The sequence below is a fragment of the Microaerobacter geothermalis genome, assembly GCF_021608135.1.
Taxonomy (GTDB): domain Bacteria; phylum Bacillota; class Bacilli; order DSM-22679; family DSM-22679; genus Microaerobacter; species Microaerobacter geothermalis.
Genome location: NZ_JAKIHL010000003.1, coordinates 25,431 through 49,749 on the forward strand (window position 1 = coordinate 25,431; position 24,319 = coordinate 49,749).

The 24,319-nt window shown below is 39.9% G+C and carries 21 protein-coding genes and 3 tRNA genes; 18 read left to right on the forward strand and 6 right to left on the reverse strand.

Annotated elements, in window-relative coordinates; all coding sequences use genetic code 11:
* Positions 1–20: 20 nt before the first annotated feature.
* The 16 genes from polA (at position 21) to L1765_RS03100 (ending at position 14,277) form a co-directional block, all read left to right on the forward strand.
* Complete coding sequence (gene polA / locus L1765_RS03025) at positions 21–2,657, forward strand: DNA polymerase I (RefSeq protein ID WP_236404586.1); 2,637 nt, start codon at positions 21–23, stop codon at positions 2,655–2,657.
* An 86-nt stretch (positions 2,658–2,743) separates the two neighbouring features.
* On the forward strand, positions 2,744–3,568 hold the full coding sequence (mutM, locus tag L1765_RS03030; protein ID WP_236404594.1) for a DNA-formamidopyrimidine glycosylase: 825 nt from the start codon (positions 2,744–2,746) through the stop codon (positions 3,566–3,568).
* A 97-nt stretch (positions 3,569–3,665) separates the two neighbouring features.
* Positions 3,666–4,304 (forward strand): sporulation membrane protein YtaF, encoded by a 639-nt coding sequence (gene ytaF, locus L1765_RS03035; RefSeq protein ID WP_236404596.1) that lies wholly within the window; start codon positions 3,666–3,668, stop codon positions 4,302–4,304.
* A gap of 95 nt (positions 4,305–4,399) precedes the next feature.
* A complete protein-coding gene (gene coaE, locus L1765_RS03040; protein ID WP_236404604.1) occupies positions 4,400–5,017 on the forward strand; it encodes a dephospho-CoA kinase in 618 nt (205 codons plus the stop codon).
* 11 nt (positions 5,018–5,028) lie between these two features.
* Positions 5,029–5,589: a lytic transglycosylase domain-containing protein gene (locus L1765_RS03045; protein ID WP_236404606.1), complete on the forward strand. Its 561-nt coding sequence runs from the start codon at positions 5,029–5,031 to the stop codon at positions 5,587–5,589.
* Positions 5,590–5,692: 103 nt separating this feature from the next.
* Positions 5,693–6,727, forward strand: coding sequence for a glyceraldehyde-3-phosphate dehydrogenase (locus L1765_RS03050; RefSeq protein WP_236404607.1), 1,035 nt, complete (start codon positions 5,693–5,695; stop codon positions 6,725–6,727).
* 146 nt (positions 6,728–6,873) lie between these two features.
* Positions 6,874–7,719: a polyamine aminopropyltransferase gene (gene speE / locus L1765_RS03055; RefSeq protein WP_236404609.1), complete on the forward strand. Its 846-nt coding sequence runs from the start codon at positions 6,874–6,876 to the stop codon at positions 7,717–7,719.
* Between the two features lie 40 nt (positions 7,720–7,759).
* On the forward strand, positions 7,760–8,212 hold the full coding sequence (gene nrdR, locus L1765_RS03060; RefSeq protein ID WP_236405073.1) for a transcriptional regulator NrdR: 453 nt from the start codon (positions 7,760–7,762) through the stop codon (positions 8,210–8,212).
* Between the two features lie 26 nt (positions 8,213–8,238).
* Entirely contained in the window at positions 8,239–9,915 is a 1,677-nt protein-coding gene (locus L1765_RS03065; RefSeq protein ID WP_236404611.1) for an MBL fold metallo-hydrolase RNA specificity domain-containing protein, read from the forward strand.
* Positions 9,916–9,953: 38 nt separating this feature from the next.
* Positions 9,954–11,390, forward strand: a complete 1,437-nt coding sequence (locus tag L1765_RS03070; protein ID WP_236404633.1) for a replication initiation and membrane attachment family protein — start codon at positions 9,954–9,956, stop codon at positions 11,388–11,390.
* Entirely contained in the window at positions 11,387–12,307 is a 921-nt protein-coding gene (dnaI, locus tag L1765_RS03075) for a primosomal protein DnaI (RefSeq protein ID WP_236404641.1), read from the forward strand. Before L1765_RS03070 ends, dnaI begins: the two co-directional genes overlap by 4 nt.
* An 89-nt stretch (positions 12,308–12,396) precedes the next feature.
* Positions 12,397–12,472: transfer RNA gene (locus L1765_RS03080), tRNA-Ala, on the forward strand.
* A gap of 30 nt (positions 12,473–12,502) precedes the next feature.
* Positions 12,503–12,578 (forward strand) — tRNA-Phe (locus tag L1765_RS03085).
* Positions 12,579–12,584: 6 nt separating this feature from the next.
* Positions 12,585–12,673 (forward strand) — tRNA-Leu (locus tag L1765_RS03090).
* A 184-nt stretch (positions 12,674–12,857) separates the two neighbouring features.
* Positions 12,858–13,754 (forward strand): cation diffusion facilitator family transporter, encoded by an 897-nt coding sequence (locus L1765_RS03095; RefSeq protein ID WP_236404643.1) that lies wholly within the window; start codon positions 12,858–12,860, stop codon positions 13,752–13,754.
* 154 nt (positions 13,755–13,908) lie between these two features.
* Positions 13,909–14,277, forward strand: coding sequence for a hypothetical protein (locus tag L1765_RS03100; RefSeq protein ID WP_236404645.1), 369 nt, complete (start codon positions 13,909–13,911; stop codon positions 14,275–14,277).
* Positions 14,278–14,451: 174 nt separating this feature from the next.
* On the opposite strand, the gene L1765_RS03105 is transcribed toward L1765_RS03100, so the two are convergent.
* From L1765_RS03105 to L1765_RS03130, 6 genes are all read right to left on the reverse strand, one after another.
* The gene (locus L1765_RS03105; RefSeq protein WP_236404646.1) at positions 14,452–15,882 is read right to left on the reverse strand and encodes a TRAP transporter large permease; all 1,431 of its coding nucleotides are present in this window, start codon (positions 15,880–15,882) and stop codon (positions 14,452–14,454) included.
* The gene (locus L1765_RS03110; protein WP_236404648.1) at positions 15,879–16,388 is read right to left on the reverse strand and encodes a TRAP transporter small permease; all 510 of its coding nucleotides are present in this window, start codon (positions 16,386–16,388) and stop codon (positions 15,879–15,881) included. Before L1765_RS03110 ends, L1765_RS03105 begins: the two co-directional genes overlap by 4 nt.
* Positions 16,389–16,517: 129 nt before the next feature.
* Positions 16,518–17,597, reverse strand: a complete 1,080-nt coding sequence (locus tag L1765_RS03115) for a TRAP transporter substrate-binding protein (RefSeq protein WP_236404650.1) — start codon at positions 17,595–17,597, stop codon at positions 16,518–16,520.
* A gap of 306 nt (positions 17,598–17,903) precedes the next feature.
* Entirely contained in the window at positions 17,904–18,950 is a 1,047-nt protein-coding gene (locus tag L1765_RS03120; RefSeq protein ID WP_236404652.1) for a TRAP transporter substrate-binding protein, read from the reverse strand.
* A gap of 15 nt (positions 18,951–18,965) precedes the next feature.
* Positions 18,966–19,652 (reverse strand): response regulator, encoded by a 687-nt coding sequence (locus tag L1765_RS03125; protein ID WP_236404654.1) that lies wholly within the window; start codon positions 19,650–19,652, stop codon positions 18,966–18,968.
* Entirely contained in the window at positions 19,645–21,255 is a 1,611-nt protein-coding gene (locus tag L1765_RS03130) for an ATP-binding protein (RefSeq protein WP_236404655.1), read from the reverse strand. The genes L1765_RS03125 and L1765_RS03130 overlap by 8 nt, the downstream gene beginning before the upstream one ends.
* A 138-nt stretch (positions 21,256–21,393) precedes the next feature.
* On the opposite strand from L1765_RS03130, the gene L1765_RS03135 reads away from it, so the two are divergent.
* Both L1765_RS03135 and asnB read left to right on the forward strand, forming a co-directional pair.
* Positions 21,394–22,362 carry an MBL fold metallo-hydrolase gene (locus L1765_RS03135; RefSeq protein WP_236404657.1) on the forward strand — a complete coding sequence of 323 codons (969 nt, stop codon included), beginning with the start codon at positions 21,394–21,396 and terminating at the stop codon, positions 22,360–22,362.
* A 96-nt stretch (positions 22,363–22,458) separates the two neighbouring features.
* The gene (asnB, locus tag L1765_RS03140; RefSeq protein WP_236404659.1) at positions 22,459–24,306 is read left to right on the forward strand and encodes an asparagine synthase (glutamine-hydrolyzing); all 1,848 of its coding nucleotides are present in this window, start codon (positions 22,459–22,461) and stop codon (positions 24,304–24,306) included.
* Positions 24,307–24,319 lie beyond the last annotated feature (13 nt).

Consider the following 24,319-nt stretch of genomic DNA (forward strand, 5'->3'; position numbering starts at 1 on the left):
AGAGAAACGGGGTGCTTGAAATGGATAAATTTTTATTGATCGATGGAAATAGTATTGCAAACCGGGCATTTTATGCCCTTCCGCTACTAACGAATCATCAGGGTACCTATACCAATGCGGTATATGGGTTTACCACCATGTTGTTAAAACTTTTGGAAGAAGAAAAACCCACACACATCATTGTGGCCTTTGATGCAGGGAAGATCACCTTTAGGCATAGCGATTACAAAGAATACAAAGGCACGAGAAGCAAGACACCTTCAGAGTTATCAGAACAGTTTCCGCTGATCAAAGAGCTCCTTACCGTTTTTGGCATTTCCCATGTTAAATTGGAAGGATATGAAGCGGATGACATCATTGGAACTTTGACCAAAGAATCTGAGGAAGATGGAATTGACACCTATGTGGTAACTGGAGATAAGGACATGCTCCAATTGGTTTCGTCAAAGGTACATGTGCTTTTAACCAAGAAGGGAATTACTGAGGTTGAAGCATATGATGAAAATCAAATCAAAGAAAAGTATGGGCTAACACCAAAGCAAATTATTGATTTGAAGGGGTTGATGGGAGATTCCTCAGACAATATTCCGGGGGTCCCGGGAGTAGGGGAAAAAACTGCCCTTAAACTTCTTCAACAATTTGGTACAGTAGAAGAAGTGATTGAACACATTGGAGAGGTATCGGGTAAAAAACTTCAGGAAAAGTTAGAAGGGAATAAGGATAAAGCGTTATTAAGCAAATCATTAGCGACCATCAAACGGGATGTGCCCCTGCCGATTAAATGGCAGGATACCAAGTATGTCGGATATCAACCTGCGAAGGTTGTTCCTTTGCTCAAACATCTCGAATTTAAATCCTTATTGGAAAAAATAGAAGTTTCAGAGATTGAAGAATCAGTTCGTGAAGAAATCACCTTTGAAATAGCCAATCAGAAAAATCTAGGAAAATTAGAGGAATATCTGACTTCTCCAGGATCTGTTGTCATTGAACTGGCAGGGGAAAACTATCATCAGGCAGAACTTCTTGGCCTGGGGATTAAGACGGATAAAGGGCAATTTTATGTTCCTGCTTCTATCCTTTATTCTTGGGATCGGTTAAAAAATTGGTTGCAGGATAAAAGGACAGAAAAGTGGACTTATGATGGGAAAAGGGGAAAAGTAGCGCTTCGTTGGAAAGGGATATCTTTCAGTGGTATTACGATGGATGCTCTGATCGCATCATATTTGATTAACCCTTCGGAATCCAGCCATCGATTATCTGATATTGCCCTTCGTATGGGCAGCAGAACCCTGTTGGAGGATGAGAAAGTATATGGAAAGGGAGCGAAGTTTTGTATCCCTGAAGAATCTGTACTTGCTAAACATGTGGTTGAGAAGGCCGTCATATTATGGGAAGTAATTCCCCGGCTAAAGCAGGAAATATGCAACTCCAATATGGAGAGTTTATATGGTGATTTGGAACAGCCATTAAGTTTAATTTTAGGGGAAATGGAATATTACGGGTTTACCATTGATACCGAGAGATTAACGGAAATGGGTAAGGAATTGGATATCCAACTGGCAAAGCTGTCGGAGGATATCTACAGAATGGCAGGTGAACCATTTAATATTAATTCACCTAAACAATTGGCTGAAATTCTTTTTGATCGACTAAAGTTGCCTGTTCTTAAAAAAACAAAGACCGGATACTCCACAAGTGCTGATGTATTGGAAAAATTGGTTGACCAGCACGAAATCATCCCTTGCCTGCTCCATTACCGTCAATTGGGCAAGCTGAAGTCGACATACATTGAAGGGCTGTTAAAGGCCGTTAACGAAAAAACAGGTAAAATTCATACGATTTTTAACCAGGCGTTAACGGCAACCGGCCGACTTAGTAGTACTGAACCTAATTTACAAAATATCCCTATTCGATTGGAGGAAGGAAGAAGGATCAGAGAAGCATTTATACCAAGCCATGAAGGTTGGGTCCTTCTTTCTGCAGATTATTCCCAAATTGAGCTGCGGATTCTGGCCCATATTTCCGGAGATGAAAAGTTAATTGAAGCCTTTAACGCGGATATGGATATTCATACTCGAACGGCGATGGATGTATTTGGGGTCCCGCAGGAACAGGTTACCTCTCTCATGAGAAGACAGGCGAAGGCGGTTAATTTTGGAATCGTCTATGGAATTAGTGATTATGGTTTATCACAAAATTTAAATATTACCAGGAAAGAAGCCGCAGAATTTATTGAGCGTTACTTCCAAATTTTTAAAGGGGTTAAAACCTACATGGAAGATATCGTCAAACAGGCGAAGAAAGATGGTTTTGTAACCACGCTTCTTAACAGAAGACGATTCTTGCCTGAGATCAATAGCAAGAATTTTAATCTCAGGAGCTTTGCTGAAAGAACAGCGATGAACACGCCGATTCAAGGGACAGCGGCAGATATTATTAAATTGGCCATGGTATCCATCAATCAAAGACTCATCGATGAAAAACGGAAAAGCCGCATGATTCTGCAGGTCCATGATGAACTGATTTTTGATGTACCACGGGAAGAACTGGGTGATATGATGTCTCTTGTCCCTGAAGTGATGGAGAAGGTTTTGTCCTTAAAAGTACCATTAAAAGTGGATGTAAGCTTCGGAAACACATGGGCAGAAGCGAAGTAAATAAATGGACGGTAATAAAGAATTCACTAAGGACAGCCTTCGTCTATAATATAGCCAATTGAAATTTAAAGAAAGTGTGAATGAGAATGCCGGAATTGCCAGAAGTTGAAACCATAAGAAAAACCTTAAAGTCATTAATTGTTGGAAAAGAGATCAAGGATGTCTTGGTTTATCTTCCCAAAATTATCAAATACCCCAATGATGTTGAAGAATTCCGTTTTTATCTCAAAGGGAAAATGGTAAAGGATATCGGAAGAAGAGGAAAATTTTTGCTTATCGAATTTGAGGATATGGTCCTTGTTTCCCATCTTCGCATGGAGGGAAGGTATGGTTTATACCTAAAGGATGATCCCGTAGAAAAGCATACTCACATCATATTTCATTTTTCCGACGGAACGGAACTTCGCTATCGGGATGTTCGTCAATTCGGAACGATGCATCTCTATCCGAAGGGCTCAGAAAACCATCGGGCGCCTTTGAATAAACTGGGACCTGAACCACTGGATGAAACATTTACCTTTTCCCAATTTGCGGCGAAAACAGCGAAAAGAGAGACTAAGATAAAACCTTTGTTATTGAATCAGGAATTTTTGGCAGGGTTGGGGAACATTTATGTGGATGAAGCTCTGTTTATGGCAGGGATTCACCCTGAGAGACCAGCCTCCAGTTTAACCTGCCAAGAGGTTATGAAGTTATATGAGGCCATCAGAAAGACCTTGGAGAAGGCCATTGAGATGGGGGGATCTTCAATAAAATCGTATGTCAATGGACAAGGAGAGATGGGCATGTTTCAGCAGCAGTTAAAAGTATATGGTCGGAAAGGCAATCCTTGTTTTCATTGTGGTACAGAAGTAATTCGTCTTGTAGTTGGCGGCAGGGGAACCCACATTTGTCCCAAATGCCAAAAATAAACATGTGTTTTCCACTTCTCATTTCTGGAATAGCACCACTCCCGGGAACCTCCCATATGATGTGAATGTATGGTAGGCATCAAAGGAGGAGAAAACGGTGCTTAATTTTTTATCGCTTCTCATCTTGTCTTTTGCCGTAAGTCTGGATGGATTGGGTGTTGGCGTGACCTATGGACTTAGAAAAGTAAACATTCCTCTGCGATCCATATTTATCATTGTTTTATGTTCGGCATTTGTTATGGTTTTGTCAATGCAATTGGGATTTTTTATTTATCGTTTTTTTGATCCATCTTTAGCGAAAATGATTGGAGCTGTCATCCTGATTTTGATTGGGCTTTGGGCAATTTACAATATGTATCGGGGACAACGTGAACAAGAAGAATTATATGCTCCGTCCCCCATTTTGTCCATTGAAATTAAAACTCTTGGATTAATGATCCAAATTTTAAAATCACCAATGAAGGCGGATATGGATCGTTCGGGGGTTATCTCCGGTATCGAAGCAACATTGCTGGGAATTGCCTTATCCATGGATGCCTTTGGTGCAGGGATTGGAGCTGCGCTCATAGGATTTTCCCCATGGATATCGGCACCATTAATTGCCGGGATGAGTGGAATTTTTCTGGTATCAGGAATGAAAATTGGGTATATATTTGGCAATGTAAAGTGGATGAAAAGAATATCTTATGTTCCTGGAATGGTTCTGATTATTTTTGGCCTTTTTAAGATGCTATGATGTTTTGATATGAAAATACAGTTCATATCCATTTGTGACCTGTTGGGTCATGTATGTTTAGTTCCGCAGCTATAGATTACTGGGGGGGTTAAAGAATGGTTATTGGCTTAACAGGTGGAATAGCCAGTGGAAAAAGTACGGTTTCTGCGATGCTTCGGCATCGTGGAGCCATCATTGTGGATGCAGATCTGATTGCCCGGGAAGTGGTTAAAAAAGGGAACCCCGCTTGGGAAAAAATTATTCAACATTTTGGGCAAGAAGTTCTGGATGTAAATCATGAAATTGAACGCAAACGATTGGGTGAAATTATTTTCTCCGATCCTGAAAAAAGGAGAATATTAAATGGGATCGTCCATCCTTATGTTAGAGAGGAAATGGAAAAGCAAAAAAAAGAGGGACAAGCCCAGGGGAAACTCGTGGTTTTGGATATTCCTCTATTGATAGAATCCAATTTATTTCATATGGTAGATCAAGTCGTTTTGGTGTATGTCCCAAAATCTGTACAGCTGGTTCGTTTAATGGAAAGAAATCAATTGTCCGAAGAAGAAGCACTGGCTCGAATCCACTCCCAAATGCCTTTGGACGAGAAAAAAAAATGGGCGGACTTTATCATATATAATGATGGGTCCAAAGAGGAGACCGAAAGGCAGATAGACCATTTGTTATTTCAACTATTTGGAGGAGCTAAAGAATTTGCTAAGGACAGTAAGTGAGGGGAGTAACCATGATTAAGTTGTCTAAAAGGGAAATCGTTTTATTTATTCTTTTAGCAATCGTATTTATTGCACTTAATACTCCCTGGGTATGGCAGAATATGTACCCCATATTTTATGTAGAAGAAGTGATGGAGGCCTCTAAACTTTTTGATGTAGACCCCTATCTTATTCTGGCAATTATTCAAATCGAAAGCAACTATGTAGAAACTACACAATCCAAGAAGGGGGCCATTGGACTCATGCAATTGATGCCGGAAACGGCTAAATGGGCCATTAAGGAAGGTAATTTTCCCAAAGAAGTGGTGGATAAGGTTAATGAACCGGAAGTAAACATTTTTATCGGAACATGGTATGTTTCCTTTTTAAAAAGGAAATTTAACGGAAATTATGCTGCAGTCGTGGCTGCCTATAATGCAGGTCCAGGAAACGTGGAAAAATGGCTGAGTCAGGGGATTTGGGATGGCACAATTGAAAAATCAGAATGGATTCCTTACGGGGAAACGAGGCATTATTTGCAAAGGGTTTTTTATTATTATGGCAGGTATCAGCGGATATATGATCAAAAATAAAAAAAGCGTATAATTTTTCCCGAATCAATTGCAAAAAGTGTTATACTTATTATAATAGTATTAAGAAAATAGTATGTAATATAAGTGGGAGGGAGAAGCCTATATGGCAACAAAGATTGGAATAAATGGATTCGGGAGAATTGGAAGAATGGTTTATCGAAAGGCTATTCATGATCCCGATATTGATATTATTGCAATAAATGCTAGCTATCCTCCAGAAACGTTAGCCCATTTATTAAAATATGATACCATTCATGGTACTTTTCACGGGGATGTTCAGGTGGATGAGGGGTCCATTATCGTGGATGGAAAGAGGACCATCGTTTTATCAGACCGGAATCCGGCGAATTTGCCCTGGGGAGAATTGGGCGTGGAAATCGTGATCGAGGCAACCGGAAAATTTAAGGATAGGGAAGGTGCAGGGAGACACCTTCAAGCAGGAGCCAAAAAAGTAGTAATTACTGCCCCCGGAAAAGAAGAAGATGTGACGATCGTTATGGGAGTTAATGAAGGAGTGTATGATGACGAAATACATCATATTATTTCCAATGCTTCATGTACAACTAACTGCCTTGCTCCTGTGGTTAAGGTGTTGGATGAAGCCTTTTCTATAGAAAATGGTTTAATGACTACGGTTCACGCTTATACAAATGATCAGAAAAATTTAGATAATCCCCACAAGGATCTTCGACGAGCTAGGGCTTGTGCCCAATCCATTATTCCAACTTCAACCGGAGCAGCCAAGGCTGTAGGAAAAGTGTTGCCGCATCTGGCCGGAAAACTGAACGGCCTTGCCTTAAGGGTACCGACTCCCAATGTTTCTATCGTTGATTTAGTGGTAGATGTAAGAAAACCTGTGACCCTTGAAGAAGTAAATTGGGTATTAAAGGAAGCTAGTCAAGGAGAAATGGATCGATATATTGAGTATATAGAGGAGCCTTTGGTATCAACTGATTTTAACGGCAATGAACATTCTTCCATTGTTGATGGGTTAAGCACCATGCTGATGGGAGATTTTAAAATTAAGGTCATGATATGGTATGATAATGAGTGGGGTTACTCATGCCGTGTTGTGGATCTGGTAAAGCATGTGGCTGCTTCCAAAAAAGTAAAGGAAGAAATAGTCACTCATTCGTAATGAACCTTTGCAAAACATAGGTAGTATGGGAATCCCTGTACTGCCTTTTTATTATTCTTTTGTCTCACATCTTAAGTACGAACTGGATGGCTGTCCTTAGTGAATTCTTTAATTTCATCTATATAATACTTTAAGGAGGAAGCTAAATGGCACTAGAGGAAATGCAGTTTTGGTTTACCGAAAGACAAACGAGGGGTTATCGCATTCAATGGCGATTGAAAGCCATTCTTCATCAGGAGAAAACAAAATTTCAAGAATTGGCCATCGTAGATACATATGATTTTGGGAGAGCCCTATTATTGGATGGGGTGATCCAAGTGACAGAAAAAGACCATTTTATCTATAATGAGATGATTTCCCATATTCCCATGTCCACCCATCCTCAACCTGAATATGTTTTGATTATAGGCGGAGGGGATGGGGGAGCATTAAAGGAAATCTTAAAGTACCCATCTGTCAAACGAGTTGATATGGTAGAAATTGATGAACGGGTGATTGCCAATTGCCAAAAATACCTGCCCAATATATCCGATCAAATGACCCATCCCAAAGCAAATATTATTATAGATGACGGATTATCTTTCATAAAAAACAAGAAGGATGCCTATGATGTGATTATTGTAGATTCATCAGACCCGGTGGGACCTGCCATTCAATTATTTGAAAGACCTTTTTATGAAAGCGTCCTTCAAGCACTAAAAGAAGACGGCGTGATGGTTTGTCAAAGCGAGTCTCCTTTTTTCTATGAGGATATTTTGGGAGATGTCACCAAAACATTGAAACATTTATTTCCAATCGTTAGGACCTATTTAGCGGTCGTCCCTACATATCCAAGCGGACTGTGGAGTTTTACATTGGCCTCGAAGAAGTGGGATCCTTTGCAAAAGGATATCTCTATTCTTCCTGAACCGGATACGAAGTATTATACGCGAAATATTTATCATTCAGTGTTTGCTTTGCCGAGAATGGTGGATGATATTGTTAGCTCATGATATATTTTCTATATAAATGGATGGAGGAAGGGGAACGAATATGCGGTGCCCATATTGTGACCATAATGGAACGAAGGTTCTTGATTCAAGACCTGTGAATGAGGGAAAGTCCATCAGGAGGAGAAGAGAATGTGAAGAGTGTGCCCGCCGATTTACAACCTTTGAGGTTGTTGAAGAAACCCCGTTAATGGTCATTAAGAAAGATGGTACCCGAGAGGAGTTTAGCCGTGAAAAATTATTGCGGGGATTGATCCGTGCCTGTGAAAAACGGCCCATTACGATGGATACCTTGGAGCAGGTAGTTGAAGAAATAGAAAGGGAACTGAAAAGCACCGTCAAGTCTGAAGTAGAAAGCAAAGAAATCGGTGAAATGGTGATGGAACGTCTTCATAAAGTGGACGAGGTAGCCTATGTTCGATTTGCCTCGGTATATCGTCAGTTTAAAGATATCAATGTTTTTATTAAAGAATTGACAGAGCTCTTGGAAAAATAAAGAAGAGAAAGGGGGGAGAGAAGGTCATGAAAATTACTTTTTTGGGCGGGGCGGGTACGGTAACAGGCTCTTGCTATTTATTGGAAATTGAACGGGATAAGGTATTAGTGGATTGTGGAATGTTCCAAGGAAGTAAGGAGATGGAGGGGTGGAATTTTGAAACTCCCATTTCACCGAATGAAATATCCACGATCATCCTGACACATGCCCATATTGATCACAGCGGTTTAATTCCACGCTTATATAAATTGGGATTTCGCGGCAAGGTTTTAGCAACCAAAAGTACGGTGGAACTTTGTAAAGTGATGCTTCCCGACAGCGGACATATACAGGAGATGGAGATAGAATGGAAGAATCGGAAAAGAAAAAGAAAAGGGAAGAAGGAATTGGAACCCCTGTATACACAAGAGGAAGCAGAAAGATCTTTACATCTGTTTCATCCTCTCCCTTATCATACTGTTGTAGAAATAAGCCCCCATATTCGCATTCGGTTCAGGGATGCTGGGCATATCCTTGGGTCAGCAATCGTTGAAGTTTGGATAAATGAAAAGGAAAGAGAATACAAGCTTTTGTTTTCCGGTGATTTGGGAAATCCAGGACAGGCTATTGTGAGAGATCCTGAGTATGGCATGACAGCGGACTACGTCTTCATTGAATCCACTTATGGTGGGAAATTACATCCCCCCAGAGAAGATGAGAAAAAGAGGTTTGTTGAAATCATTCATCGTATGCAAAAAGAAGGAGGGAATATCATCATCCCTTCTTTTGCGGTTGGCAGGACTCAAGAAATTTTGTATCTTCTAAACGAACTATTTTTGTCAGGGGAAATCAAGCCGTTCCCGGTTTTTATTGACAGTCCCCTGGCTGTTAAAGCTACTGAGGTGTTTCACCAAAATCAGCAATCCTATGATGAAGAAAGCAAAGCTTTATTAAATCGGGGGATTGACCCTATTGCTTTTCCAGGCCTTCAATATGTGCGAACTCCCCAGGAATCTCAAGCTTTAAATAAGGTGACCAGCGGGATCATGATTATATCAGCCAGTGGAATGTGTGAAGCCGGACGAATTAAACATCATCTGAAGCATAACTTGTGGATCAGTAAATCTCAAATTGTGTTTGTCGGATACCAGGCCAAGGGAACATTGGGGAGAAAAATTTTAGATGGATCAAAGCGGGTTCGAATTTTTGGAGAGGATGTCAAAGTAAACGCGATGATCCACAACCTGGAGGGCTTTTCTGCCCATGCAGATCAAAACGGATTGATTCATTGGATTTCCCAGGTAAACTCCCCTAGAAAGGTATTCGTTGTTCATGGTGAAGGGGAGCAAGCTAATTTACTGGCTAAACGAATCACAGAGGAATTGGCATACTCTACCCATATACCAAAAAGGGGGGAAGTATTTCATATTACTGAAGACTTAAGTGCAACCATAGAGAATATGGATGTTCATCAATTAGGATCCACCAATCAATTAGAGTCTGCTAATCCAATTTTTCATATGAATGATGCAGAGATTCAATCTATCTTTTTGGCATTGCAGCAAAACGTTTCATCCTTTGAAAAAATGATGAAAAGACTTCAGTTTACTTCAGAACAGAGAAAATGGATACTGGGGAAACTGGAACCTTTGCTCCATCAGCTATCAGAAACCTTTGACGATTTGGAACTAGGAGAAGAGGATGTACCCTTGGATAGAAACTGATATAATGGGATTAGTGAGTAAGAAGGAGATATGTACACATGTCTTTTTTATGGAATCAAATTGGTCCCAATGATCAATATATCGTAAAAACAAAAAGGCCTATTTCTATTTCGGAAATAGGCTTTGTTTCCCATTTATATCAACCCATAATCGGGCATACCGCTTTTTCATTATACCTTGCACTTTACTTCGAAATAAAAGAAGAACACTATTCCCCTGAATACGGACTTCATCGCTATTTGATATCCACCTTGAGCATTCCATTACATCAGGTTATTCAGGCCAGATATTTACTAGAAGCTGTCGGTTTATTAAAAACTTATCAATTAAAGGATCAAGAGGAAAACACATATTGGGAATATGAAATTTACCCTCCGCTATCTCCCTATGCATTTTTTTCAAGTGATGTTCTCAGCATCATATTATTAAATCGTGTAGGGAAGGAAAGATATAAACGAATTAGACAGCGGTATCTAAATAAACAAAGCCAAGCAATTTTTAAAGAAAGACAGGAAATCACACGTTCATTCAATGACGTATTTTCATCCCTGTCACCAACGGAACTGATTCCACAGCAGGAATCCAAGCAATTTTTGCTCCAATTGGATAAACAAGCTCCTCTTGCTCCATTGGAAGAGGTCACTGGCAATGAACTTTCGTTAAATGACCAAGTCTTGGATATATCGTTTATTAAACATGCCGTACCAGATAGTATCAGGGTACAGTTAAATAAACAGGTTGTTGAGGAATTAAAGCAGATTTCCTTTTTATACCAACTAAATGAAGTTCAATTAATCCGATTTCTTCAGGACCCAACGATTTATTCTCCCAAGGATGAGTTAAATCTTGATAAACTTCGACAAAACCTTAAAGCGTGGTATCGGAAGACATTCGGTGGTATACCACCTCAAATTACAGAAAAGGAAGCAGCTTCATTTAGGACTGAAACAAAGGATTTGTCAAAAGAGGAAGCCCATATGGAAACATTAAAAACGATCTCACCCTTGCGATTGATGGAACTTCATCAAAAAGGGGGAAAAGTAGCACAACCGGATGTAGGTTTGTTAGAATCATTATTGATTGACTTTAAACTTGCTCCAGAAGTAGTGAATGTGTTGATAGAATATGTGATGATTACCAATGATTACAAGTTGCCTAGAAATTTGGTGGAGAAGATCGCTGCACATTGGAAAAGAAATAATATACAGACGGTAACAGAAGCTCTTCAGATGGCTAGAAAAGAGCATCAAATCTATAAAAAATGGAATGAGTCATCAGGGAAAGCTGCCAAAAACAGAGGAAGAAGGCATACAAAGAAATCGGGTCATTATGTGGAAAAGCTTCCTTCCACTGTATCAGCCCAATTACAACGGGGAGAAGTGGGTCAAGAAGAAACCTATGAAGGTCCTGATGAGGAAATTTTAAAGATTTTATATGAATTACAAGAAAAAGAGAAGGGGAAGCGTGAATCGTGAAATCAATAGACGGTCACTTAATCCATTGGGTAGAGCAGGTGAAACAAAGAAAAGGGGAAAATAAAGGTGAAAAGGACATTCTCAATCATCCCTACGTGGTTTCTTTCCTTAAAAAATCATCTTTGTCCCCAGAAATGATTAAATCCCATTTACCGACAGTTATTCAAGTGGTTCAGGAACAGGAAAACTGTAAACAATGTCCAGGACTGGAGAAGTGTACAAATATGGCAAAAGGATATGCGGCCCATTTATCCCTCCAATCCGGAATGGTTTCTATGACGGTAAGAAAGTGCAACCTGTTACGAAGGGATGAGGAACAAAAATATCGACAATCACTGATCCGCAGCCATCATATATCCAGTGAAGTTCTTCATGCTTCCTTTCATACCATGAATCATGATAAATACAATAAGGAAGCGATAAAAGCAGCAGCACAGTTTTGTATGGACATGCAGATGGGAAAACCAGTGAAGGGACTTTATTTTTACGGTCCTTTTGGTGTGGGAAAAAGCTATATTATGGGTGCCCTTGCCCAACTATTGGCAAATCATCGCATAGCATCCTATATGGTATATGTGCCGGAGATCTTTCGGGAAATGAAAGAAGCCATACAAAAGGGGGAAGTCCCCGAAAAAATGAAAGCTTTAAAGGAAATCCCTGTTTTGATTTTGGATGATATCGGGGCAGAAAATGTAACCCCTTGGGTTAGGGATGAAATTTTAGGTTCTGTCTTACAGTATCGTATTTCCAATCATCTACCTACTCTTTATACGTCTAATTTTAACTATGAGGAGTTGGAAGAACACTTTACATATTCAACAACAGGCCAAGAAGAATTAAAAGCAAAACGGATTATGGAACGAATACGCTATTATACCCAGGATTACTTAATTGATGGACCCAATAGGAGGAAATAGTGGAATGATTTGTGCTTGATTTCGTCGTTTACTTATTATATAATTGCCCTTGTCAGCATAAAATACCTAAAATTAAGTTTCCTTTATGTGGGGCATTAGCTCAGCTGGGAGAGCGCTACACTGGCAGTGTAGAGGTCAGCGGTTCGAGCCCGCTATGCTCCACCAATTTTTTCTCCATTTTTGAATCTTTCATTAGGCTCGGTAGCTCAGTCGGTAGAGCAGAGGACTGAAAATCCTCGTGTCGGCGGTTCGATTCCGTCCCGAGCCACCAGCAATTGCCGGGGTGGCGGAATTGGCAGACGCACAGGACTTAAAATCCTGCGGTAGGTGACTACCGTACCGGTTCAAGTCCGGTCCTCGGCACCAACCGTAAAATTTCTTATAAGAAATATGTTGAGAGAATCAGGATGAATTCGAAATCCTGATTTTTTTATTATTGGTTCCTACGTATGTAGTAAAAGCCAATCCCGCTGATTATACGGCATGTGGAAGCATACTTTTTTATCTGTTATGGAAAAATGAAGGTAGTATACACTTCGGAGGAAAATGCATGGTCAACGAAAGGGAAAAAATAAGCTCAAAGATTGCCTGGATTAGTCTATGGAGCAATATTTTTCTAACCGTGAGTAAGTTGATCATTGGGCTAATTGCGGGAAGTAAGGCTTTGTTTGCTGATGGTATCCATTCTGCAGCTGATGTAGTTGCTTCATTAGCGGTATTATTTGCTTTAAGGATATCTGATAAACCTCCCGATAAGGAGCATCCATATGGTCATGGAAAAGTAGAAGTGGTATCCTCAGGTGTAGTGGGGGGTATTTTATTTTTAGTATCTGTTTATGTATTCATTGATGCGGTTATTGCATTTTTTAAACCGGTGGAAACTCCTAAGATGGTTGCTGCCTATGTTGCATTATTTTCATATATATTAAAAGAAACTTTATATCGTTATTCATTGGGACTGGGAGAAAAATTAAACAGCAAAGCCTTGATTGCAATCTCTCTTGATCATAAGGCGGACATTATTGCTTCATTGGCTGCTGCCTTGGGAATTCTGGTAGCTACAGGGGGAGAATGGCTAAATCTCTCTTTTTTACTTTATGGGGATATTATTGCAAGCGTAATTGTTTCTTATTTTATTTTAAAAATTGCCATACATATGATAGTAGAAGCATTTCATATCCTTCTTGAACGCTCGGTGGATGAAGAAATGATCCGTCAGTACCGTGAGATTATCATGAAACACAAAGAAGTAAAAAGAATTGATAAAATCAGGGGAAGGGAGCATGGGCACTACATCCTATTGGATCTGAGGATTTCCGTTGATCCATCCCTCTCTATTAAAGAAGGTCATGATGTGGGACGGGAGATAAAGCTGGAATTGATGAATCGTTTTGATAACATTGCAGAAGTCCTCGTTCATCTGAATCCGTACGATGTGGAATGGTAAATCATTATTTTTACGATTGCCTAATCCCTCTTTACACAAAACATTTGTTCTGATAAAATGTTCTAAAAAGGAACATAGTTAAAAAAGTGGCATAACATTACAATTCGTTCCTCAAACAGGTATAGTATAATGAAATAAGTGGGGGAATGTGAGGATGGAAAAGGAGATATTAACCAACATATTAAGTAAATTGGACAAGCTTGATCGGGGGCAACAAGAACTTAAAGCAGATGTGGGGGAGATGAAGCAGGATATCCGTAATCTTTATCAGGGACAGGATCATATTCGTAAGGATGTCATCAATCTATATCATGAGATTGGGACTCTTCGAAATGGACAAGAAGAACTACGAAGCGAAATGAGGGCTGGATTTAAGAGTTTGGAAGGGGCAATTAGAAGCTTAAAAACGAGTGTAGATTATCATACCCATACCTTACTCATAGATTATAAGGAAACAAAGGAAAGGGTGGATAAATTAGAAAAATTTAGAGAAGATTTAGGCAATATTTTTAATAAAAATTAAAAATAAGAGATTGCTTTTTGGTAAATCGTAAAATGGCTTGGAATAAAAAAACTCCAAGCCATTTTTATTAGCTAATAAAGAAGGTATAAATTTTTTATTTATACTTTCTTATGTTGCATAAGGGCAACTATGCCTCTGTCTTCGCCCAAGGGCTCGCCAATCGGCGAGTTTTCTTTATTTTAAGCTGTATAGGAAATCGGGCAACCAGAGACTGATCCCAGGAACATAGGTAACGAGAGCAAGGCCAATAATTACCGCAATCAACCATGGTATGGTGGCTCTGGTAACGTCAACTAAAGACATTCCCGTCAGGCCGCTGGCTACATAAAGATTCAGACCCACTGGAGGCGTAATCATTCCAACTTCCATATTTACTACCATGATGATTCCGAAATGGATTGGATCAATCCCAAGAGTGATTGCAATTGGAAACAGGATTGGAGCTAGAATGGTAATAATTGCTGTAGGTTCCATAAATTGTCCAGCTAGAAAAAGTAAAATGTTAACGAATAACAGGAACATGACGGGACCTACATTCCAATTTACAAACCATTGAGTAATTTCATGGGGGATTCGTTCTAGGGTCAAAATATGTGCAAACAGCATGGCCATAGAAATAATAAAGAATAACATGGCCGTCGTTTTTGCCGAATCAACTAGGATTTTTGGGAAATGCTTCAGCTTCAAGTCCCTATGGATAAATAGACCGACAATAATTCCAATAAAAACGGCCACGGCAGCGGATTCAGTGGGCGTAAAAATTCCGGCGTATATCCCACCAATAACCACGATAGGTAAAGTGAGACTCCAAATCGCCTCCTTTAGTGCTTTCATTCTCTCACCGAAGCTAGCCTTTTTTGAGCTTTTGTAATGGTTTTTCTTTGCAATAAAATAACTGACTATGGCTAACAGAGATGCCAGCATTATTCCTGGAACGATCCCGGCCAGAAACAGTTTTCCAACGGACTGATTAACGGTCACGGCATAAACAATCATGGGAATGCTCGGTGGTATTAGAATTCCTAATGATCCAGCGGTGCTGATCGATCCCACAGCATATTCCTTTCGGTACCCATATTTCATCATGGCCGGAATCATGATGGACCCGATTGCTACAACTGTGGCTGGGGAAGAACCGGATATGGCCGCAAATAGAGCAGAAGCAAAAATACCGGCAATGGATAATCCACCAGGGATATGTCCAACCCATGCATTGGTAAGATTAATCAATCGTCTCGCGACTCCGCCTGTCGTAAATATATTTCCTGCTAGAACAAAGAAAGGGATGGCCATTAATGGAAATGTATCTAAATTGGAAAAAATCTTACCTGCTAAGTTGGGTAACGGGTCTACGGTGAAGTAATAGATGGAAGCAAGGGAAGCAAGCCCAAGGGAAATGGCGATGGGAAGTCCTAGAAGAAGAAAGGTAAAGAGCAGTGAAAAAACAGCAATTCCCATGTTGTTCGTCATCACCGAGTATATGACACCGCTAACAGTCAAAAGAATGAAGAACAGGGATAACCCCCTTTTTATCGGTGATTGATTTTTTTTCAATTGTAAGTGTTCTGATCGATTGGGTTCCATTTGTTGGGCAATCGAGTTCATTGATGCATCCCTTCTTCCTCTTTGAATATCTCTTCAGGGGGTAATTTTATCTGTTTTACTGCTTCCTGGATAAAACGAAAAGTAATTAAACCAAAAGCAATGGGAATAATCATTCTTGGAACGTAGATTGGAATCTCCATTTCCGGTGTGACTTGACCAAAATTGACAAGATTTTGGACATGCATGATTCCCAAAATGGCAATGATCAATGTGAATATTGCACTTAATAGTAACCCGAAAATACTCATGATTTTCTGTAAAGGTAAGGGAAAAGTTTTAATGACAAGATCTACGCCGATATGAACCTTCTCCCGTACCCCAATGGAAGAGCCGATTAATCCGGTAAAAATTAAAAGAAAAATGGCCAACTCCTGTGATATTCCCAAACTGGAGCCAAATCCGTACCGTAGTATAACTTCAATAAAAGTAACGGTTGTTGCTATTGCCAATGATATGATTACGATGATTTCTTCTAAACGATTTAATATTCTGTTGAATAGTTTCATCTCATACACCCTTTCCTTTTAGTGAAAGGTAACAAAGTTGCAAATGGTTAAACTTTTAAAAAAGGGGCTTATAGAAGCCCCTTATATCATTTTGTCAACAAAAAGATGCATTCTTGATTAGAGAAGCGTTTATTTTCTCAAGGCTTTAATCGCATTTATCAGATCTTCTCCAACTTGATCTTTAAACTCATCATAAACAACATCCATCGCTTCCATCCAAGCCTTCTTTTGTTCCGGAGTTAATTCATGAATTTCCATGGTTCCTTCTGCCTTGATCTTTTCTAAGTTCTCACTATTAATCTTTTCTCCATTTTCACGTACCCACTGGGTGGTTTCATCAAGGGCTTTTTTCACTTGTTCACGAACATCAGCCGGCAGTCCTTCCCAGAACTGAGCATTTGTAATAACAGCATACCCAAGATATCCGTGGTTACTTAATGTCATATGCTTTTGAACTTCCTGATATTTTTGAGAGTAAATATTAGAAAGGGTATTTTCTTGACCATCAATTACCCCTTGTTCCAGAGCGCTGTACACTTCGCTAAAAGGCATTGGTGTTGGGTTAGCTCCTACAGCCTTAAATTGGGCTTCCAGTACTTTGCTAGACATTACGCGGAACTTCTTTCCTTTAAAATCTTCCGGCATAAGAAGAGGTTTATCCTTTAAGGTCATTTGCTTAAATCCGTTATCCCACATGGCTAAACCTAATAATTTTTGTTCTTTTAACATGCTAAACAATTTCCCGCCAATTTCTTCGCTTTCCATGGCCTTCTGAACGGATTCTACATCAGGGAAAGCAAATGGAAAGTCAAAGATCGTCCATTGTGGGAATAATTTAGAAACCTTTGATGTGGCAGGTGCGGCCATTTGAACGTTATTTTGCTGTAAAGCCAGTAATACATCATCATCATTATATAACTGGGAGTTAGGAAATACTTGAACTTCTACACGGCCATTGGTATATTGTTCAGCTTTTTCCTTAAACATGAGGGCTGCTTGCCCTTTTGGAGTACTTTCAGCAACGACATGGCTAAATTTAATGATGATTTTATCATCAGAGGCCGTTTGTTTGTTTTCAGTGTTTTGTCCCTTTTCGGTTTCTCCACTGCTGGTTGAAGAAGAATTGGATTGTTCAGAACGTGCTCCACAGCCTGCCAATAGTGATACTGCCATCACTAAAGCAAAAGTAAGCAATAGCCATTTTTTCATTATTTTTACCCCCTAAAAAATTTTGAAATATCAGGCTTTTCTCTCCATCCGATGTTTTAAGCCTGACTTCAGATTATCAGTTATTATGAGTATTGAAAATAATTTGACCATTTTGGTATTTTTGTTCTTTTTGGTCAAGAAGTGATTCAGATCCGCTTCAAGTCTAAAGAACGGATCCCTTAAAAACATCTAGGTATTTCAAAGGTGGAGTTAGTTTGAGGGCAATTCCCGTTCTTTAGCCTCACTGCTTAAGTACGAACTCGAAGGGTGGCCTTGGTGAATTCTTTAGTTCCATCCCATCATCGTTTAGGGTTTAAAGTTTTTTACCTCTTGGATTAAATCAGGGCTTAGGATAGAAAATAGCTCATCATAGACTAAAGATAATCGCTGTTTCCATTCTTTTCTTTCTTCAGGAGTTTGAAAGTGTATTTCAATATCAGGCCACTGTTTAATCCTCTTCAGAACATCCTCATTTAATAGTTTGGCATTTTCCCTTAACCATTTGGTAGATTGGTCCATCGCTTCCTTAATGATTTGCTGATCAGACTCGGATAATGAGTTCCAAAATTCTTCATTGGTAATAACGGCATATCCCAAGTATCCGTGGTTGCTGATGGTCATGTGTTTTTGTACCTGATAAAATTTTTTGGAATAAATATTGGATAGGGTATTTTCCTGTCCATCCAATTTTCCAGTTTCCAAATTTTTAAAAACATCATTGAAGGGAGTAGGAACAGGGGTCACTCCCAATTTTCTGAACTGAGATTCAATCAATAGACTGGGCATCACACGAAAACGCTGTCCGAAAAAATCATCAGGGTGAATCAAAGGTCCACTATTGCTGGTCATTTGCTTAAATCCGTTATCCCACAGAGCTAGTCCTTTCACTCCTTTGTTCTCTAGGGTGGAAAATAATTTGTTGCCAAGGGGACCCTCGAAAGCCCGGGCCACATCATTCTCATCTTTAAACAAGTAAGGGAGATCCAATATTAACCACTCAGGAAACAAGTCCGTTAACTTGGATGTAGCAGGGGCAATGATTTGCACATCCCCCCTTAATAAAGCATTTAATTCTTCATCATCCCGGTATAAAAGGCCGTTGGGAAAAACCTGAACTTCTATTCTTCCCTCACTTTTTTCATTTACAAGTTGGGCAAACCTTTGGGCTGCTATTCCTTTTGGTGTATTTTCGGCAACTACATGGCTAAATTTGATGATAACTTTTTCTTTTAAACCTTCCTGTTCCACATCGTATGCTTTAGGTTCAAGGGATTTTCCCATGCCAAAACCAACATAGAAGGCGCTGCCAAACCCTAACACGATAAAAATGAGGATAGCAAATAGATTTCTCATCATAAGCTCCCCTTTCTAAAAACCGTTAAGTTTATATCGGTTTATGGGTCTGCCGATGGTTCCGTATTTGATATCAATGTTAACCCGTCCAATTTTTTCTAGATAATCAAGATATCTTCTGGCGGTTACCCGGGCAATACCAACTCCCTCTGCCACTTCTTCAGCAGATAAAGGATCCTGTCTCTCCATAAGAAACTGAAGGATCTGATTCAGGGTATAATGGTGAAGTCCCTTTGGTAATTCATCATCGGGCTGTTGAGTATACTTTCTTAAATGGTCTATGTCTTCCTGTGTCAAGTCGCTTTGGTTCATTCGATGTTTTAGCATCCAATACTTTTCAAGGGAATGTTTTAATCTTTCATATTTAAACGGTTTTATAATGTAATCGATCGCCCCAAAGCGAAATATTTGTTGAATTGTTTCGGTGTCTCTGGCAGCAGTGATGGCGATGATGTCCACATCCATATTTTGGGTTCTAATCTCCTGAATGGTTTCCAAACCGTTCTTTTCCGGCATATAAATGTCTAAAACGACAAGTTGGACCTCCAATTCCAATAATCGCTTGATTCCTTCTTGTCCGTTGGATGCAACACCAACCACTTGAAAATTTGGTGTTCTTTCAATAAATTGCCGATTCACTTCCTGAACCATTGGGTCATCTTCGATTAACAAAACCTTAATTTTTTCATAATCATTAGACATATGCTTCCCTCCTCTCGCGGCTCATAGGGAAAGTAATGGTGATCGTGGTGCCTTCGCCTGGTTCTGACTCAACATAGACATTCCCATTTGCTTTTAGTACTTTTTCATGAACCAAAAACAATCCAATGCCTCTACCAGTAGTTTTCTTCGTGGAGAACCCTTTTTCAAACATGTGTTTTTTTGTAAAAGAATCCATTCCTTTTCCGTTATCTTCCACAATAATGGTCAATTGTTCAGGATCCTGATCAATTCTTACAAAGATGATTTTGTGATTCCTTTGAATCCCCTGGTAGGAATCGAATGCATTTTCGATTAGATTTCCAATAATAAGAACAAGGTCATGGTGATCTAAGGATTCCGGAATTTGATGGAGCTTGCTTTCTTTATCAACCTTCACGAAAATACCCAATTCCTTTCCTCTGCTAATTTTTCCCAATAGAAGTCCTGAAATACTGTGATCATGAATATGCTTGGCAAGAAATTGGGTCACTTCTTCCTGTTCTTCAGTCACCTGAAACACATACTCCAATGCTTTTTCCATATTTCCCAGTTGAATAAGGCCTGCAATGGTATGAAGCTTATTCATATGTTCGTGGTTCTGAACCCTTAAGGCATCAACGAAAGCTTTTACTCCTGTTAATTCTTCTGCAAGCTGGGTTACTTCTGTTTTATCTTGGAAAATGGCTACTGCTCCAACGGTTTTATCATCAACCCGAATCGGAATACGACTGCTGACAATCAATGTATCTCCAATGTAAAATTCCCGATGGTAGAGTGGATGTCCAAGCTCCAAAACTTCAGGAAGGCGGGTTTCTGGTATTGCTTCTCTTATCGGTTTCCCGATAGGATCTCCATGAATTTTCAGCATGTTTTTGGCGGCTTGGTTCATCACGGTAATTCTTTCAAACTGGTCAATGGCGATTACGCCTTCATGAATCGCATGGAAGGTGGCTGTCCGTTCATCAAGAACCCTTGCCAGTTCATGTGGTTCCAGTTGAAAGGTTTGCCTTTTAATATGGCTGGCAAGAAGCCATGAACCCCACACACCAAATACCAGGGATAATGTGATGGTTAAATAAAAATCACCTCTGACACTGAGAATGATTTCCCAAATGGATGGCAGGATATTACCTACCATGACAACGCCAACTTGTTCCAGATCATCATTCATAATCGGTGTAAAACTTCTGACAGATATGCCAATTTCTCCTTTGGCTTGAGAAGTATAGGTATGTTCGGCAAAGGCTGGTCCAGCATCTTCACCTTCGAATTTGGTTCCAATTTTCGAGGGGGAGGGGTCGGCATATCTGATTCGATTCATATCCATCACGACGATGTAATCGTCATCATTTATAATCCTTATTTTTTCAACAATGGGCTGGATTACTTTAGACCCGTTGGGTTTACCAATTTCTCTTTTTATTTCAGGCAGTTGGGCAACTACCCTGGCGGTTAACAAAGAACGGTTTCCCATTTCATTAATTCGTAGTTCAACCATATTTCCGATTAGTATAATAGCTCCCATAAGGATAGAGAATAAAACAATACCAAACGTAAAGATGGTAATTTTCCACCGTATTGGTAAATGGTAAAAGGGGACCATACTTCACCTCGTGTCTATGAAAACCCGTCAATTTAGTCCTATTTTATCATAAGTGTCGCTTTGTATCAGTGAATTTGATATATTCAGAAAAACAAAATATTGGTAAAATGAATGTGACAAACGTTTAAGGAGGAGTTTATGAATCAAGAAGAAATGATAAAACAATTGGGTCTCATTCAGGTGAAGATTCCGCTTCCTTTTAGGCTGAATCATATATATTGTTATTTATCTAAAGGGAAAGAAGGATGGACCATCATAGATGCCGGATTAAACCGGGAGGAAACGATGCGTGTTTGGAGAGGAGAGATGAGTAAACATCAATTTACACCAGAAGAATGTAGACAGATTATTATTACCCACTATCACCCGGATCATTATGGAGCAGCAGGAGGATTGCAGGAGTTGACAGGAGCTGTTGTGAAAATGTCTGAGACGGATAGAGACATGGGCCGAATGGTTTGGACAGAAGAGAATGTTGATTTTGTCTCTTCCTTTTATCACTCTCATGGAATTCCAGAGGAATTACTGATAGAAATGAAGAAAAATGTCAGGGGATTTTTTAAGTGGGTTAAGCCTCATCCTGAAGTTGAGTTCCTTAGTGAGGGAGATAAAGTAAAGATAGGCGATCAGATGTATCAGGTTTATCATCTGCCGGGACATTCCGAAGGACATCTTTGTTTCTATCAGGAAGAACTCCAGGTACTTATCGGAGGGGATGTGTTGCTACCCAAGATCACACCTAATATTTCGATCATGGGAAAAGGAGATCCTAATCCCCTTGAAACGTATCTTAGGACATTAGATAAATTGAAAAGGTTAAATATCTCTTTCGTGATTCCGGCCCATGGTCAACCTTTTACCCATGTAAAGGAACGGATTGAGGAAATCAAAAAGCATCATGAAACTCGTCTTCAGTATACACTGGACCTTCTCCCTGAAGGGGGAAGTACGGTCTATGAAATTTGCAGAGTTCTTTTTCCCCAAACCTTAACGGTACATGAAATTCGTTTTGCTATAGGGGAAACCCTCTCCCACCTGGAATATTTAGTTAATTTAGGAAAAATTAAAAAAGAATTTGATCGTGGAGAATGGAAATACATGAGGTAGACAAACACCAACCTTCCATATTAGGCGTATATTTGATATCGAGAAGAAATAAACAGTGCAAAATTAAATCTGAAGCCAATGTGGAGGGAACATGTTATGTGTGGAATTACCGGTTGGGTTGATTGGGAAGTAGACTTAAGAAATTGTGGGTCCATCATTGATAAAATGACAGATTCCATGACAAACCGTGGGCCTGATGCAAAGGGGATTTGGCTCTCGACTCAAGCGGCATTGGGACATCGCCGCTTAGTTGTTGTTGATCCTATAGGTGGCGGGCAACCGATGATTCGGAAGTGGGGAAATACAACTTATGTATTGGTCTACAATGGGGAGCTCTACAACACGGTTGAACTTCGTCATAAATTAATGGCGAAAGGACATCGCTTTGATTCTCATTCAGATACGGAGGTGCTGTTAACCTCCTATATAGAATGGGGGGCATCCTGTGTTTATCATTTAAACGGAATATTTGCTTTTGCGATATGGAATGAAGAGGAGCAACGTTTATTTCTTGCCCGGGATCGTTTGGGAGTTAAACCTCTCTTTTACTCCAAAAGTGGCAGTAGCGGATTTTTATTTGCTTCTGAAATTAAGGCTCTTCTTCAGCATCCGGAAGTGACACCGCAAATAGATGAAGTAGGTTTAGCAGAGATTTTTGCCTTGGGACCAATGAGAACCCCAGGAATAGGTGTGTTTCGTGGAATTTCTGAACTTAAGCCAGGATATTCTCTTGACTATGACAGAAAAGGGATAAGGACAACACAGTACTGGAAGCTTCATAGTGAAATACACCAGGATGACGAAAAAACGACGATTCATCATGTTCGGGATTTATTCAAAGATACCGTGGAAAGACAGCTTATATCTGATGTGCCTGTATGTACCTTGCTGTCGGGGGGGCTTGACTCAAGTGCCATTACTGCCTTTGCTGCCCATGAATTAAAAAGAACAGGGCAGGAAACCATGGATACCTATTCTGTGGACTATTTGGATAATGATCAATATTTCCAACCCAACCAATTTCAGCCTAACTCCGATGCTCCCTGGGCCAAGCTTGTATCTGAAGCATTGAAAACCCAACATCATGTGGTAACCATTGATACACCACAGTTGGTGGATGCTTTAAAAATGGCTGTTTTTGCCCGGGATTTACCTGGTATGGCTGATGTGGATGGGTCTCTTTACTTGTTCGCAAAGGAAATAAAGAAGAAGGCTACTGTTGCCTTATCAGGAGAATGTGCCGACGAAATATTTGGGGGCTATCCTTGGTTTCATCGGGAGCATTCCCTAAATGCAGATACTTTTCCCTGGTCAAGGAACTTTAAGGAGAGATCATCCTTTCTTTCACAAGAGCTAATAAGTAAGATACAGCCGGAGATTTATATAAAAGAGAGATATCTGGAGGCGCTAAAGGAAGTTCCCCGATTGCCGGGGGAGAATCCCCATGATGCTCGAATCCGAGAAATGTTTTATCTGAATATCACCAGATGGATGCCAACTCTGCTGGACCGGAAAGACCGCATGAGTATGGCTGCTTCTTTGGAAATCCGTGTTCCCTTTTGTGACCATCGTCTTGTTGAATATGCATGGAATATCCCATGGAAGATCAAGTGTCTGGATGGGAGAGAAAAAGGAATTTTAAGAACAGCTCTACAGGGTGTGTTGCCTGATAAGGTGCTGACCCGGCGTAAGAGTCCATATCCTAAAACCCATCATCCTGCTTATTTGGCCGCGACACGAGAGTGGATGTTGGAGATTCTTCATGATAGTGATTCACCCCTGCATCCTTTCATTAACGTTTCCAAGCTTCGGGAATTTGCCCTGTCGGATGTTTCTAATATTGATATGCCTTGGTTTGGGCAATTAATGAATGTGCCACAGCTTTTTGCTTACTTTGCCCAGGTGCATTTCTGGTTGAAGGAATATAAGGTTCAAATCGTATAAAGAAAACTTACTT

Bases quoted from the DNA above. Each gene is read 5' to 3' on its own strand.
- mutM (WP_236404594.1), top strand. From the start codon at position 2,744: ATGCCGGAATTGCCAGAAGTTGAAACCATAAGAAAAACCTTAAAGTCA.
- L1765_RS03095 (WP_236404643.1), top strand. From the start codon at position 12,858: ATGGTCAACGAAAGGGAAAAAATAAGCTCAAAGATTGCCTGGATTAGT.
- coaE (WP_236404604.1), top strand. From the start codon at position 4,400: ATGGTTATTGGCTTAACAGGTGGAATAGCCAGTGGAAAAAGTACGGTT.
- L1765_RS03115 (WP_236404650.1), bottom strand. From the start codon at position 17,597: ATGAAAAAATGGCTATTGCTTACTTTTGCTTTAGTGATGGCAGTATCA.
- asnB (WP_236404659.1), top strand. From the start codon at position 22,459: ATGTGTGGAATTACCGGTTGGGTTGATTGGGAAGTAGACTTAAGAAAT.
- L1765_RS03045 (WP_236404606.1), top strand. From the start codon at position 5,029: ATGATTAAGTTGTCTAAAAGGGAAATCGTTTTATTTATTCTTTTAGCA.
- L1765_RS03070 (WP_236404633.1), top strand. From the start codon at position 9,954: ATGTCTTTTTTATGGAATCAAATTGGTCCCAATGATCAATATATCGTA.
- L1765_RS03130 (WP_236404655.1), bottom strand. From the start codon at position 21,255: ATGGTCCCCTTTTACCATTTACCAATACGGTGGAAAATTACCATCTTT.
- L1765_RS03100 (WP_236404645.1), top strand. From the start codon at position 13,909: ATGGAAAAGGAGATATTAACCAACATATTAAGTAAATTGGACAAGCTT.
- L1765_RS03120 (WP_236404652.1), bottom strand. From the start codon at position 18,950: ATGAGAAATCTATTTGCTATCCTCATTTTTATCGTGTTAGGGTTTGGC.
- L1765_RS03050 (WP_236404607.1), top strand. From the start codon at position 5,693: ATGGCAACAAAGATTGGAATAAATGGATTCGGGAGAATTGGAAGAATG.
- L1765_RS03105 (WP_236404646.1), bottom strand. From the start codon at position 15,882: ATGAACTCGATTGCCCAACAAATGGAACCCAATCGATCAGAACACTTA.
- nrdR (WP_236405073.1), top strand. From the start codon at position 7,760: ATGCGGTGCCCATATTGTGACCATAATGGAACGAAGGTTCTTGATTCA.
- L1765_RS03125 (WP_236404654.1), bottom strand. From the start codon at position 19,652: ATGTCTAATGATTATGAAAAAATTAAGGTTTTGTTAATCGAAGATGAC.
- L1765_RS03110 (WP_236404648.1), bottom strand. From the start codon at position 16,388: ATGAAACTATTCAACAGAATATTAAATCGTTTAGAAGAAATCATCGTA.
- L1765_RS03065 (WP_236404611.1), top strand. From the start codon at position 8,239: ATGAAAATTACTTTTTTGGGCGGGGCGGGTACGGTAACAGGCTCTTGC.
- speE (WP_236404609.1), top strand. From the start codon at position 6,874: ATGGCACTAGAGGAAATGCAGTTTTGGTTTACCGAAAGACAAACGAGG.
- polA (WP_236404586.1), top strand. From the start codon at position 21: ATGGATAAATTTTTATTGATCGATGGAAATAGTATTGCAAACCGGGCA.
- L1765_RS03135 (WP_236404657.1), top strand. From the start codon at position 21,394: ATGAATCAAGAAGAAATGATAAAACAATTGGGTCTCATTCAGGTGAAG.